The 13869-nt window shown below is 60.9% G+C and carries 12 protein-coding genes; 9 read left to right on the plus strand and 3 right to left on the minus strand.

Translation table 11 applies throughout. The annotated features are described in order from the left end of the window. The first annotated feature begins 15 nt into the window (after positions 1 to 15). The 5 genes from ACR0C9_RS02560 (at position 16) to ACR0C9_RS02580 (ending at position 5384) form a co-directional block, all read left to right on the plus strand. Positions 16 to 2151, plus strand: coding sequence for a malate synthase G (locus tag ACR0C9_RS02560; protein WP_480780319.1), 2136 nt, complete (start codon positions 16 to 18; stop codon positions 2149 to 2151). Positions 2152 to 2233: 82 nt separating this feature from the next. Further along, the gene (locus tag ACR0C9_RS02565) at positions 2234 to 2659 is read left to right on the plus strand and encodes a heme-binding protein (RefSeq protein ID WP_170452025.1); all 426 of its coding nucleotides are present in this window, start codon (positions 2234 to 2236) and stop codon (positions 2657 to 2659) included. A 134-nt stretch (positions 2660 to 2793) separates the two neighbouring features. Next, positions 2794 to 3573 (plus strand): gamma-glutamyl-gamma-aminobutyrate hydrolase family protein, encoded by a 780-nt coding sequence (locus ACR0C9_RS02570; protein ID WP_170523451.1) that lies wholly within the window; start codon positions 2794 to 2796, stop codon positions 3571 to 3573. A 540-nt stretch (positions 3574 to 4113) separates the two neighbouring features. Further along, a complete protein-coding gene (locus tag ACR0C9_RS02575; RefSeq protein ID WP_480780320.1) occupies positions 4114 to 4503 on the plus strand; it encodes a hypothetical protein in 390 nt (129 codons plus the stop codon). After that, positions 4440 to 5384: an autotransporter outer membrane beta-barrel domain-containing protein gene (locus ACR0C9_RS02580; protein WP_480780321.1), complete on the plus strand. Its 945-nt coding sequence runs from the start codon at positions 4440 to 4442 to the stop codon at positions 5382 to 5384. The genes ACR0C9_RS02575 and ACR0C9_RS02580 overlap by 64 nt, the downstream gene beginning before the upstream one ends. Before the next feature lie 56 nt (positions 5385 to 5440). Here ACR0C9_RS02580 and ACR0C9_RS02585 read toward each other — a convergent pair whose 3' ends face one another. Together ACR0C9_RS02585 and ACR0C9_RS02590 are read right to left on the minus strand one after the other, a co-directional pair. Then, positions 5441 to 7681 (minus strand): xanthine dehydrogenase family protein molybdopterin-binding subunit, encoded by a 2241-nt coding sequence (locus tag ACR0C9_RS02585; protein WP_480780322.1) that lies wholly within the window; start codon positions 7679 to 7681, stop codon positions 5441 to 5443. 3 nt (positions 7682 to 7684) lie between these two features. Then, positions 7685 to 8149: a (2Fe-2S)-binding protein gene (locus ACR0C9_RS02590; RefSeq protein WP_480780323.1), complete on the minus strand. Its 465-nt coding sequence runs from the start codon at positions 8147 to 8149 to the stop codon at positions 7685 to 7687. Between the two features lie 99 nt (positions 8150 to 8248). Here ACR0C9_RS02590 and ACR0C9_RS02595 point away from each other — a divergent pair, with 99 nt between their 5' ends. After that, positions 8249 to 8827, plus strand: a complete 579-nt coding sequence (locus ACR0C9_RS02595) for a TetR/AcrR family transcriptional regulator (protein ID WP_480780324.1) — start codon at positions 8249 to 8251, stop codon at positions 8825 to 8827. On the opposite strand, the gene kynU is transcribed toward ACR0C9_RS02595, so the two are convergent. Further along, positions 8820 to 10013 carry a kynureninase gene (gene kynU / locus ACR0C9_RS02600; protein ID WP_170523462.1) on the minus strand — a complete coding sequence of 398 codons (1194 nt, stop codon included), beginning with the start codon at positions 10011 to 10013 and terminating at the stop codon, positions 8820 to 8822. The genes ACR0C9_RS02595 and kynU overlap by 8 nt on opposite strands. 172 nt (positions 10014 to 10185) lie before the next feature. On the opposite strand from kynU, the gene ACR0C9_RS02605 reads away from it, so the two are divergent. The 3 genes from ACR0C9_RS02605 (at position 10186) to ACR0C9_RS02615 (ending at position 13800) form a co-directional block, all read left to right on the plus strand. Beyond that, positions 10186 to 10635 carry a methyltransferase family protein gene (locus ACR0C9_RS02605; protein WP_170452009.1) on the plus strand — a complete coding sequence of 150 codons (450 nt, stop codon included), beginning with the start codon at positions 10186 to 10188 and terminating at the stop codon, positions 10633 to 10635. Positions 10636 to 10760: 125 nt separating this feature from the next. Continuing rightward, the gene (locus ACR0C9_RS02610; RefSeq protein WP_480780325.1) at positions 10761 to 12332 is read left to right on the plus strand and encodes a Re/Si-specific NAD(P)(+) transhydrogenase subunit alpha; all 1572 of its coding nucleotides are present in this window, start codon (positions 10761 to 10763) and stop codon (positions 12330 to 12332) included. A 13-nt stretch (positions 12333 to 12345) separates the two neighbouring features. Next, a complete protein-coding gene (locus ACR0C9_RS02615) occupies positions 12346 to 13800 on the plus strand; it encodes an NAD(P)(+) transhydrogenase (Re/Si-specific) subunit beta (RefSeq protein WP_170622391.1) in 1455 nt (484 codons plus the stop codon). Positions 13801 to 13869 lie beyond the last annotated feature (69 nt).

The following is a 13869-nucleotide window of genomic DNA, read 5'->3' on the forward strand; positions in this document are numbered from 1 at the left end:
CGGGAGAAATGGTAGATGAGCAGCAGAGAAACCCGGAGCGGCCTGCAGATCTCCGCAGAGTTGACAGGTTTTATCGAGGGTCAGGCGCTGCCGGGTACGGGTGTGTCGCCGGAAACATTCTGGTCCGGCCTGTCCCGAATGGTCGAAGAGTTGGGGCCGAAGAACAAGGCGCTGCTGGCCAAACGCAACGAGATTCAGGGCCGCATCGACGGCTGGCATCTGGCGAATATCGGTCAGGATCATGACGCCGCCGCCTATCAGGCCTTCCTGCGCGAGATCGGCTATCTGGTTGAAGACGGCGCGGCGTTTCAGATCGAAACCACCAATGTCGACCCCGAGATCGCGCTGACCCCCGGCCCGCAGCTGGTGGTGCCGATCACCAACGCCCGCTTTGCGCTGAACGCCGCCAATGCGCGCTGGGGCAGCCTGTATGATGCGCTGTACGGCACCGACGCGATGGGTGATCTGCCCGAAGGTGGCGGGTACGATACCGAACGCGGCGCCCGCGTGATCGCCTGGGCCAAGTCGTTTCTGGATGATGCCGTGCCACTGGCCGAGGGGTCGTGGGCAGATGTTACCGGCCTGCACGTCGCGGGCGGTGCGCTGGTGCCCTCTCTGGCCAACCCGGCGGGCTTTGTGGGCTTTGGTGGCGCCGCGGACGCGCCCGAATTTGTGCTGCTGAAAAACAACGGCCTGCACATTCAGATCATGATCGACCCAACAAGCAATATCGGCGCGACGGACCCTGCCGGGATCGCGGATATGCGTCTGGAATCTGCGCTGTCCACGATCATGGACTGCGAGGACTCGGTCGCCTGTGTCGATGCCGCGGACAAGGTGGTGGCCTATAGCAACTGGCTGGGTCTGATGAAGGGCGACCTGACCGAAGAGGTCACAAAGGGCGGCAAGACCTTTACCCGCAAACTGGCGGACGACTTGGGTTACACCACCGCTGGGGGAGAGCAGGCAACGCTGAAGGGCCGCTCGCTGATGCTGGTGCGCAATGTGGGCCACCTGATGACCAACCCCGCCGTACTGGACGGTGAAGGGAACGAGATCGGTGAAGGGCTGATGGATGCGCTTTGTACCACTCTGATCGCGATGCATGACCTCAAGCGCGAGGGCGGCAACTCGGTCGCCGGGTCGGTCTATGTGGTCAAACCCAAGATGCATGGCCCGGAAGAGGTGGCCTTCTCGGTCGAGATTTTCGACATGGTCGAAGACATTCTAGGCCTGCCGCGCAATACCGTGAAGCTGGGCATCATGGATGAGGAACGCCGCACGTCGGTGAACCTTGGCGAGTGTATTCGGGCTGCGAAATCGCGGGTGGCCTTCATCAATACCGGGTTCCTTGATCGGACGGGGGATGAGATCCACACCTCGATGGAGGCCGGCCCGATGCTGCCGAAAGGCGACATCAAGAACACGCCGTGGATTGCGTCCTATGAGGATCGCAATGTCGATATCGGCCTGGCCTGCGGCCTGAAAGGCAAGGCACAGATCGGTAAGGGCATGTGGGCGATGCCGGACCGGATGGGCGACATGCTGGAGGCCAAGATCGGCCATCCGCAATCCGGTGCCACCTGCGCCTGGGTGCCGTCACCAACTGCCGCGACCCTACACGCGACGCATTATCATAAAGTCAGTGTTCTGGACCGTCAGGACGAACTGGCCGCTGGTGGACCCCGTGGCACGCTGGAGGATCTGCTGACCATCCCGCTGCTGGGTGGGCGCAACCTGAGCACGGATGAGATTACCCGCGAGATCGAGAACAACGCGCAGGGCATTCTTGGCTATGTAGTACGCTGGGTCGATCAGGGTGTGGGCTGTTCGAAAGTGCCGGATATCAACGATATCGGCCTGATGGAGGACCGCGCGACCTGTCGGATTTCGTCTCAGGCACTGGCCAACTGGTTGCACCACGACGTGGTGAGCGAAGAACAGGTCATGGCGGCGATGCGGAAGATGGCTGCAGTGGTGGATCGCCAAAACGCGGATGATGCGGCCTATGTTCCCATGGCACCCGGCTTTGACGGTATCGCTTTCCAGGCCGCTTGCGATCTGGTTTTCAAGGGCCGCATTCAGCCTTCGGGCTATACCGAGCCGGTTCTGCATGCGCGGCGGTTGGAATTCAAAGCCAGCCGGGGCTAGGCGGCAATGGCGGGAACGAGGGGGCTGTCTGCCCCCTTGCGCTCCCCCAAGGATTTTTTTGGCCAGATGAAAGGGATCAGGTATGGGCATTTCCTTGCGCAAGGCGCGCACCATCATTCGTAAGGCGCTGGAAAAGGGGCATGAGATGGAGCTGAAGCCTCTGTCTGTTGTGGTTCTGGACGCGGGCGGCCATGTCATTGCGTTTGAGCGCGAGGACGGCGCGGCCCCCGGTCGGTTCGCGATTGCGCAGGGCAAGGCCTATGGTTCGGTCATGCTGGGCATGGCGGGGACGGCGCAGATGCAACGGGCCGAGGCGCAGGCCTATTTCATGGCCTCGGTGAACGGCGCCTATGGCGGTCAGGTCATTCCTGTGCCGGGCGGCATTCTGTTGCGGGACAAGAAGGGCGCTGTGATTGGCGCGGTTGGCGTGACCGGCGATACCTCGGACAACGACGCCGTGGCGGGCATGGCCGGGATCGAGGCCGCCGGGTTGACCGGGGAGATCTGATCAACCGGTCGCATGGTTACGCTTGTGCGCAGTTGAACATTGCGTTGCGCTGTCATGCAGGGCGTGTTCTGTTGCACGTTCCCAAGTCTGCCGTTAGCGTCCATTCCAATCAGTGCAACAGCAAGGACATTGGAATGGCGCGGCCCGTCGTAGGCATCATTGGCAACTCTTACCTGATGAATGATCAATACCCGACCCATGCGGGCGGGACGATGAATTCGGATGCCGTGGCCAATGTCTCGGACTGTTTGCCACTGCTGATCCCGGCGGATCCGCGGTTTGTCTCAGTCGATGAGCTGCTTGAGACATGTGACGGGTTTCTGCTGACCGGTGGTCGCCCCAACGTGCACCCCGAGGAATATGGCGAGCCCGCAACCGACGCCCATGGCGATTTCGACCGGGCGCGGGATGCGATCACCTTGCCGCTGGTGCGCGCCTGTGTAGAGCGTGGTCAGCCTTTCTTAGGCATTTGCCGCGGGTTTCAGGAGGTCAACGTGGCCATGGGCGGTACGCTGTATCCCGAGATCCGGGACCTGCCGGGCCGGATGAACCACCGGATGCCGCCGGATGGTACGCTGGAGGAGAAATTCGCCTTGCGCCATGTGGTGACGCTGACCGAACGTGGCGTTTTCCACGACCTGTTTGGTGCTTCCGAGGTGATGACCAATACGTTGCACGGGCAGGGGATCAAGACCGTCGGCCAGCGGGTTGTGATCGATGGTCACGCACCGGATGGCACGCCAGAAGCGATGTATATCAAGGATGCGCCGGGCTTTACGCTGTCCGTGCAGTGGCATCCGGAATGGGATGCGGTCAACGATCCGGTGTCGCGCCCGTTGTTCGAAGCCTTTGGGGCGGCTGTACACTTGTGGAGTTGCGGCCGCAAAACAGGTGCCTTTCAGAAATCGGCCTGATACGCATCGGGCGTTTGCATATCCGCCACATTCTCAAATTTAGATTTTATTGTAGCCAATTTGGCTTGCCTGGCCGTGTTTGCGCCTGAGAGGCTTGGGCCATCGTGCTTTGCCTTGGGCCGTTTGCCCGAAACGCAACTTTGGGGCCTGATATGCGACGACCTTTAAAGCGGATGCGGCGGTACTCTGGTCTTTTTATGGCCGCGTGTTTTGCGACTTTTGGAATTGCCGCTGATGTAGCGGCGCAGCAATGCGGTTCTTTGGGTGAGTTACTTTATATCGGTCGCACCCCGAACTCGGCGTCATCCGTTTGGCTATCCGCGACAGGGCAAGGAAATTTCCGTCTTGAAGCCGCGCAGCGCAACACAACGGTCGATACATGGAGCAGGTCACGCAGTGGCGTTCATCTGAGTTTTTCACCTTTTGTGTCGAACGGAAACGGCGGCGTGCATCGGCTGTTCGAGGTAGGCGGAGCCCCAAACGGTCGCGATTGTTTGATCGATACTCAAAACCAACAAAGAAATTGGAGCTTGCCCGGTGGTGGCGGTAGCTCTGGTGGCAGCAACGGCGGGTCCGGTGGAGGGAACGGTAGCGGCGGTTCCGGCGGCAGCAGTGGTGGAACCGGTGGCGGCAGTGGTGGCTTCGGTGGCGGAAGCAGCGGTGGCGGCTTTGGCGGCGGAAGCGGCGGCTTTGGCGGCGGCAGTAGTAGTGGTGGAACCGGTGGCAGCGGCGGCACCGGCAGCAGCAGCGGTGGCGGCACTGGTAGCAGCAGCGGTGGCACTGGCAGCAGCGGCGGAACGGGTGGTTTCGCGGGGAGTTCTGGCGGATCTGGCGGGTTTCCCGGAGGTGGGTCGACAGCGGTCGTTGTGCCGCGTACACAGCCCGGCTCATCTGGTGGTGGAACCGGCGTTGCCCGAGCGGAATGTGTAAACGCGGCGACAGGCAAGCTGGATTCCGCGCTATGTGACCCTCAAGTTGTTCCTATTGTTGCCGGGCCGCCATTGACGGAAGGCCGGGATCTTGCGCCGCCATCGCCATGGAACGTCTGGACGGATTTCTCCTACACGGAAATCGAGGATACGCGCGGCGTCAATGAGGTTGATGTCAATGACAGGTATTTCGCTGCTGGTATCGATCGGCTGGTACGAGAGGATCTGGTGATTGGCTTTCAGGTCGAGATGGAAAGTATTGATGTCGAAGGTTTTGAAGGCCAGTTCACGCAAGACACCCAAGGATTCGCGGCCGGTCCCTATTTCGCCTGGCGCATGTCAGACCGATGGGTCCTCAATGGCTTGGCAACGTTCGGCGAGTTTTCAACAGATGTCGGTGTGCTTGAGCTGAGCGGCGATTTCGACCGTACGCGATGGCGCGCCAATCTGGAAGCTATTGGCCAATACGAGGCCGGACCATATCTGATCAGGCCATCTATTGCCTTTGATTACTATAAATACAGTGCTGAAGATTACGATCTGACCGGCACGGTTCTGGGCCAGCCTACCAACATAATCGGCGAGGTTGCCAAAGTCAGATACAGTGCCCTGACGCCGGAGTTGGAGGTGAGCAGGCCGTTTGTCACGTCGCGGTCCGTTGTATCTCCGTTTGCGTCGCTCAGCGCAACCTACTGGTTCGAGCGGGACGAAATTGGGGTCAGCGCAACATCGCAGTCAGATGTGACATGGGCTACGCGTATCGGTGTACGGGGAAGAGCCAGCGAGGCCGTTTTCCTGGAAGCCACCCTGGGGTATCTGGGTCTGTTCGAGGATGATTTGGATGCGACCGAGGCATCCATCTTCCTGTCGGTCAATTTCTGACTGTGTCGAGGGCAGATTGATCCCCGGCCCAGTACGGACAGGACCGGGGTGTTCGCTCAGATCAGCAGATTGAACTGCTTCATCAACGGCAGGGTGCGGGCGCGTTCGCCGGTCAGGTCGAACAGTGCGTTGCCTAGTGCTGGCATTGAAGGCGGCGTGCCGGGCTCGCCCGCGCCGCCCATATGACGGTTGGTTTCCAGCACGCGCACCTCGACCTGCGGGGCTGTGTGCATGCGGATCGCGTCGTAGTCGGGGAAGTTGTACTGCTCGACCTCGCCTTCGGCAAAGGTGATCTCGCCGTAACAGGCCGCCGACAGGCCATACATCATGCCGCCAAACAACTGGGCCTTGACGTTTTCCGGGTCCAGCGCCAGCCCCATGTCGCAGGCGATCCACGCTTTGTTGATGCGGATGGTGCCGTCTTCGTCGACCACTTCGATGACCTGAGCCACAGGTGTTCCGAAGCTGTACGTAAAGGCCACGCCGCGCCCGACGCCGTTGGGTGTTTGACCCGTCCAGCCGGACATTTCTTTCACTGCTTCCAGGCAACCGGCCGAGGGTGCATGTTCGCCCTTCATCAACTCCAGCCGGAATTCCAGCGGATCGCGGCCAGCGGCGTGGGCCAGTTCGTCCATGAAGGTTTCATGAAAAAACCCGTTGTGGCTGTTCCCGACCGAGCGCCAGAAGCCAACGGGGACATTCAGATCGGCGATATGGCCGCTCATGCGATAGTTCGGAACGGCGTAGGGCTGGTTAAAGAACCCTTCGACCAGCACCTTGTCCGGACCCGCGCCGGGAAGGCCGGTGTAGCGCCCGACCGCCTGCTGCGTGCAGGATTGTGCCGCCACTTGACCGTCGATCAGAACTGCCTTGCCGTCCTGAACCGCGCCCCGCATCCGGGCGATGGCGCCGGGGCGGAAATAGTCGTGGCGCATGTCTTCTTCGCGGCTCCAGGTGGTTTGCACCGGGGTTCCGGGCATGGCCATGGCAACCTTGGTGGCGATCTCGCCAAAGTCCAGCTCTCCGCGCCGACCGAATCCGCCGCCCAGATAGGTGGTGTGAATCTGCACCTGCTCGGTCTCTAGTCCGGCGGTGTTGGCGACGCGGAACTGGATCAGGGTCGGGGCCTGATTGCCGCACCACAGCTCCAGCGCGTCTCCGGTGTAAAGCGCAGTGGCGTTCATCGGCTCCATCGTCGCGTGGGCGAGGTAGGGCAGCTGGTATTCCGCCGTGATCTCGGTTGCGCCTTCGGGCGTGACGCTGACATCGCCGTCGTCGCGCATGGTCGAGTTTGGCGAGTCGTCAAAGGCTTCGGCGATCTTGGCGAAAATGCCATCGGTGTCGGGTGGGTAAGGGGCGTCGCCCCAGTCGACCTCGATGGCCTCGACCGCCTGATTGGCGAGCCAGGTGTTGTTGGCAATGACCGCAACGCCGGTGCCCAGATCGACGATCTGTTCGACGCCGGGCATGGATTTTGCGGTGCTGTCATCAAAGCCGTTCATCGCTCCGCCCAGTTTGGGGTTCATACGAACGGCGGCGAATTTCATGCCGGGCAGGCGCACATCGACGCCGAATTCAGCGGTGCCGGTGGCCTTTTCCACCATATCCAGACGTGGCTGGGTCTGACCCAGATAACGCCATTCGGACGGATCGCGCAGGGACACCTCGACCGGTTCCAAACCAGCGGCGTCCATCGCAAGCTCGGTATAGGAAATCTTGTCGCCATTCGGCGCGATCACATGGCCCGAGGCGGTTTGCAGTTGCGAGGGATCAACGCCCAGACGATCCGCCGCAGCCCGTTTCAGCGTCTCACGCGCCGATGCCCCGGCCTGCCGCATCCGTTCGAACCCGTCCTTCATCGAGGTCGAACCGCCGGTGACCTGCAGGCTGAGTGTTCTGCCCAGAACGCCCAGAGCCTCGCCCAGATTGTGCTGGAAATTCGAGATATCGTAGCCCTTGTTGGGCAGACCTTCGCCAATCAGGGCCGAGTTGTAATAGGCCGCCGCTGCGGGGCCGTGCAGAACGGTGATCTGGTCCAGATCGACGTCCAGTTCCTCGGCAATCAACGCGGCCCAGGTGGTTTGTACGCCCTGTCCCATCTCGGCGCGGGGGGCAAACAGCGTCACGCCGTTCTGGTCGATCAGGATGAACGGGTTCAGCGCGGCCTCGCCGTCGCCGGGTTTCAGCGGGTTGGCGGCGGGCCGGGTGACGTAATAGGCCCCAAAGGCCACGCCGCCAACAATAGCGGCAGACCCGATCAGGAAGGTGCGGCGCAGGATTTTTCCAACTTTGCCCATAACTTACGCCTCCTTCAACTTGCCAGCAGCGTCGTGGATCGCTGCGCGGATGCGGGGGTAAGTGCCACAGCGGCACAGGTTGCCCTGCATCGCCTCGTCAATGTCAGTGTCCGTGGGCGAGGGGTTTTCGGCCAGCAAAGCCGCCGCCTGCATGATCTGCCCGGACTGGCAATAGCCGCATTGCGCCACCTGATGGTCAACCCAAGCCTGCTGGATCGCCGACATCGCCTCGGGCGCGCCAACGCCTTCGATCGTGGTCACATCGCCCCAGACATCCGACAGGGCGACCTGACAGGATCGAACAGCCTCGCCATCGATATGAACCGTGCAGGCCCCGCAGGCAGCGACGCCGCAGCCGAATTTGGTGCCGGTCAGGCCGACCTCGTCCCGCAAAACCCAAAGCAGGGGGACGTCATCAGGCAGGTCAACCTGATGCACTGTTCCGTTGATTTTCAGGGTGGTCGCCATGGCACACCTCTCGCTCGCTGTGGCAGTTTCTGACATAATTGGTGAAAAGTGTCAGTGTGTCAATTGACAAAATAGACGAAAACTGTCAGAGCTTCGGAAATGAAGGATTCAAGTGAAGACAGACGGCAAAAGGCCATCCTGGACTCGGCGTTTCAGGCGTTTTCCAGCTATGGCTTCCGCAAGACCTCGATGGATGACATAGCGCGCGGCGCTGGAATGTCCCGCCCTGCTGTCTATCTGCACTACAAGAACAAAGAGGCGATTGTTCGCGAGCTGACGCAACTGCATTACGCAGAAAAGATTGCCGCCGTGGCCAAGGCTCTGGCGGGCGAAGGATCGGTTTCGGATATTCTTGCGTCAGCGGTCAGGGCACAAATGGATGGTATGGCGGCTATTCTGGCCTCGCCCCATGGGGTCGAAATGCTGGATACGACCAAATCCATGTCGACCGACATAGTCGAACAGGGTGAAGCCGATCTGACCGATCTTTTCGCCGCGTGGCTGACCAGGATGCAAGCCGAAGGCCGTGCGCAAATCTTCGCCGCGCCGCATGAGACGGCCACGACCATTACAGCAAGCCTGAAGGGCATCAAGCTGACCTCATCCAGTGCCCAGGATTTTGAACAGCGCATTGCCCAGTTGGCGGCGTTGATCGGGGCCGGGTTGGAGGTCAGGTAACCCGCTGGCGGATCTTGTACTCGGGCCGGTCCCAAAGCCGATTGCTCATGATATCCGCCAGAATTTCGACGGCCCTATCCACATCCCCTTCATCGATATAAAGCGGAGTGAACCCAAAGCGCATGATGTCCGGGGCCCGGAAATCTCCGATCACGCCACGGGCAATAAGCGCCTGCATCGCGGCATAACCGTCGGAGAACCGGAATGAGATCTGGCTGCCGCGCTGGGCCGGATCACGGGGACTGGCAAGTTCCAGATCGGGGCAGGTGGCCTCGACGCGGGTAATAAAGCGCTGGGTCAGTTCAATGGACTTGGTGCGAACATCCGCCATCTCGGCCATGTCCCAGATGTCCATCGCTGCCGACAGGGCGGTCATCTGAATAACTGGCGGGGTCCCGACCCGCATCCGTTCGATCCCGGCGCCGGGGCGATAATCCAGATCAAAGGCAAACGGAGCCTCGTGGCCCAACCAGCCGGACAAGGCCGGGCGCACCTGGTCAGAAAGGCGCGGCGCGACGTAGATAAAGGCGGGAGCACCCGGTCCGCCGTTGAGATATTTATACGTACAGCCGACGGCGAAATCGGCATTGCACCCGGCCAGATCCACCGGGATCGCACCTGCCGAATGCGCCAGATCCCAAACCGTCACCACGCCTTTGGCATGGGCCTGGTCGGTCAGCGCTTTCATGTCATGCATCCGCCCGGTGCGGTAATCGACCTCGGTCAGCATCAGAACGGCGATCTCATCCGTGATCGCTTCGGCCACCTGTTCGGGCTCAACCACGCGCAGTTCGTAGTCCGCGCCGAGCGATCGCAACAGCCCGTCGGCCATATACAGATCGGACGGGAAGTTGCCATTGTCCGACAGCACAACCCGGCGGTCCGGGTTCAGTTCCAAAGCCGAGGCAACCGCCTGATAAACCTTGATCGATAACGTGTCGCCGACAACAACGCTGCCGGGTTCGGCCCCGATCAGCCGCCCGATCCGGTCGCCCAGACCTACCGGCATCCCCATCCAACCGGCCTTGTTCCAGCCCGTGATCAGCATCTGGCCCCATTCGTCGGACATCATGGCCTGAACCCGGTCGGCCGCCCCTTTGGGTACAGGCCCCAAAGAGTTCCCGTCCAGATACACCATGCCATCTGGCAGCGTGAACATGGCCTTGGTTGCGGCGAAATCAGTCATGGCAGCTCACTTTATCGTTTCAAAGTCGCGGGTTACCTTGGGCGTAAACGATCCCCGCCGCCCTGTCCATTGATGCGACATACTGAGGTTTTGCTATTTTGGCCTGAAAACGATAGGACAGCGCCCAGAAACGACACGTGCCCTTACGTGGCGTCAATCTTCGAGGATTGCGATGCGCTGGATCGATGTTCCCCCTGTTTGGCTTGCGGGTTTTGTCCTGTTGGCCTGGCTGCAGGCGCGGTTCCTCAGCTTTGGTCTGTCGCTTGACGGGGGGCTGACCGATCTGATCAGCGGAGTGCTGATCGGCGGCGGCATCCTTCTGGCGGTCCTGGCCGTTGTCGAGTTTCGGCGGCATCAGACCACCGTCATCCCCCATGGAACGCCCAGCGCGATGGTGCAGTCCGGCATCTACAAGCGCAGCCGCAACCCGATCTATCTGGGCGACGTTCTTATTTTGGCAGGGCTGATCCTGCGGTTCGACGCGGTCGTGTCGCTTGCCCTTGTCCCGATCTTTGTCTGGGTGTTGGAGCGGCGCTTCATTCTGCCCGAAGAAGACCGGCTGCGCCGCACCTTTCGCGCTGATTTCGCCCGCTACGAACGCAAGACACGGCGCTGGGTTTAGGAGGGGGCGGCAATGACACAACGTAACAAATGCTGCGCTTGCGAAATAAAATTGCGCGAGATACACGTTTTCTTAACAATCAATACCGAGGACCTGCTCGGCCTTGGAACCACGGGAGATTGCCAGTGAAAATAGGCACACCAAGAGAGATATATGAGGGTGAGAATCGGGTTGCGATGACGCCTGAGTCTGCGGTTCAGTTGCAGAAGCTGGGGTATGCGTGCCTGATTGAGACGGGTGCGGGGGCTGCGGCCGGGTTTTCGGATGCGGTTTATGAGGCGGCGGGTGTTGAGGTTGTGAAGACCGCGGCGGCGCTGTGGAAAGAGGCTGACATTGTTGCCAAGGTGCGCCAGCCGAATGCGACGGAACTCAAGCGTCTGACCAAGGGCAAGACCCTGATTTCCTTCTTCAATCCTGCGGGCAACGAAGAAGGCATGGAGCTGGCCAAATCCAAGGGCGCGAATGTGATCGCGATGGAGATGGTGCCTCGGATCAGCCGCGCGCAGAAGATGGACGCGCTGTCCTCGATGGCGAACATCGCGGGTTATCGCGCGGTAATCGAGGCGGGTAACAATTTTGGCCGGTTCTTCACCGGTCAGGTGACGGCGGCGGGTAAGGTGCCGCCTGCCAAGGTGCTGATCGTGGGGGCCGGTGTGGCCGGTCTGGCGGCGATCGGGACCTCGACCTCGCTGGGTGCGATCACCTATGCGTTCGACGTGCGCCCCGAAGTGGCCGAGCAGGTCGAATCGATGGGCGCCGAGTTCGTCTATCTGGATTTTGAGGAACAGCAGCAGGATGGCGCGGCCACCGGCGGCTATGCCAGCGTTCAGTCGGAAGAATTCCGCAACGCGCAGCTGGCCAAGTTCCGTGAGTTGGCGCCAGAAATGGATATCGTCATCACCACGGCGCTGATCCCGAACCGCGAAGCGCCTGAGCTTTGGACCAAGGACATGGTCGAAAGCATGAAGCCGGGCTCGGTCATCGTTGACCTTGCGGCGGAAAAGGGCGGCAACTGCAAGCTGACCGTGGCGGATGAGAAGATCGTGACCGACAATGGCGTGACCATCATCGGCTATACCGACTTCCCCAGTCGGATGGCGGCGCAGTCCTCGTCGCTTTATGCGACGAACATCCGTCACATGATGTCTGACCTGACCCCTGAGAAGGACGGCCAGATCAATCACGACATGGAAGATGACGTGATCCGCGGCGCAACCGTGACGCACGAAGGCGAGATCACCTTCCCGCCGCCACCGCCGAAAGTGCAGGCGATTGCGGCGCAGAAGAAACCCGAGGTCAAGGAACTGACCCCGGAAGAGAAAAAGGCGCAGGAAATTGCGGCCTTCAAAGCGCAGACCAAACAGCAGTTCACCCTGCTGGGGGTCGGCGGCGCGCTGATGCTGCTGGTGGGGCTGATCGCTCCGGCCAGCTTCATGCAGCACTTCATCGTCTTTGTGCTGGCCATCTTCGTGGGCTTCCAGGTGATCTGGGGCGTCGCGCACAGCCTGCACACACCGCTGATGGCGATCACCAACGCGATCTCGTCGATCATTATCGTTGGGGCGTTGATGCAGATCGGATCGGGCTCGTTCCTGGTCATTCTGCTGGCGGCGCTGTCTGTCTTCATGGCCGGGATCAACATCTTCGGCGGCTTCCTCGTAACCCGGCGCATGCTCGCCATGTTCCAGAAATCTTAAGGAGGCCGGGCACATGGAATTTGGCTTCACCACTGCCGCCTATGTTGTTGCGGCTGTTCTGTTCATCCTTTCGCTTGGCGGTCTGTCGAACCAGGAAAGCGCCAAGCGCGCGGTCTGGTATGGCATCGTCGGTATGGCGCTGGCGGTCTTTGCCACGCTGGTTGGCCCCGGTTCGGGTCTGTGGCTGCTGTCGCTGCTGCTGATCGCGGGCGGTGGTCTGATCGGTCAATATGTGGCGCAGCGCGTCCAGATGACCGAGATGCCGCAGCTGGTGGCCGCGATGCACTCGCTGGTGGGTCTGGCGGCTGTGTTTGTGGGCTTCAACGCGCATTTCGAGATCGGCAATGTGGCGCAGGTCATGGCGATTGCGGACAGCGCGTCTCAGGCGGATCTGAGCGATCTGGGCGCATTTGCCAAGCTGATCGCCAAGAAAACCTCGGCCGAGCTGGCAATCCTGCATGTGGAACTGTTCCTGGGCATCTTCATCGGTGCGATCACCTTTACCGGGTCGGTCGTGGCCTATGGCAAGCTGGCGGGCAAGGTGACCTCGGCGGCGACCAAGCTGCCCGGCGGTCATGCGCTGAATGCGGCGGCTGCTGGTCTGTCGCTGATCTGTCTGGTCTGGTACACTATGTCGGGCGGTCTGCTGCCGCTGATCCTGATGACACTGGCGGCGCTGTTCATCGGTTATCACCTGATCATGGGCATCGGCGGGGCCGACATGCCGGTGGTTGTGTCGATGCTGAACAGCTACTCGGGCTGGGCGGCTGCGGCGATCGGCTTCTCGCTGGGCAACGACCTGCTGATCGTTGTTGGTGCGCTGGTGGGCTCGTCCGGTGCGATCCTGTCCTACATCATGTGCAAGGCGATGAACCGTCACTTTGTCAGCGTGATCCTGGGCGGCTTTGGTGGCCCGCAGGGTGAGCAGATGGCCGTTGAAGGCGAACAAGTGGCCATTGACGCCGATGGTGTTGCAGCCGCGCTGAACGAGGCCGACAGCGTGATCATCATCCCGGGCTACGGCATGGCCGTGGCGCAGGCGCAGCAGTCGGTCAGCGAGCTGGTCCGCAAACTGCGCGCCAAGGGCAAAGAGGTGCGTTTTGCGATCCACCCCGTTGCCGGTCGTCTGCCGGGCCACATGAACGTGCTGCTGGCCGAGGCGAAGGTGCCCTATGACATCGTGCTTGAGATGGACGAGATCAATGACGACTTCCCGGAAACGGATGTGGCCATCGTCATCGGTTCGAACGACATCGTGAACCCTGCGGCACAGGAAGACCCCAACAGCCCCATCGCCGGAATGCCGGTTCTGGAATGCTGGAAAGCGAAACAGGTGTTCGTGTCGAAACGTGGTCAGGGCACCGGCTATTCGGGCATCGAAAACCCGCTGTTCTTCAAGGAAAACACCCGCATGTTCTATGGCGACGCCAAACAGTCGCTGGACAAGCTGCTGCCCATGATCGACTGATCAAACGGGTCGTAATCCAAACGCAAAGGGCGCCAAACCGGCGCCCTTTTTTGCGTTTGAACGGGGGCT

The sequence above is a fragment of the Ruegeria sp. C12 genome (assembly GCF_056537745.1).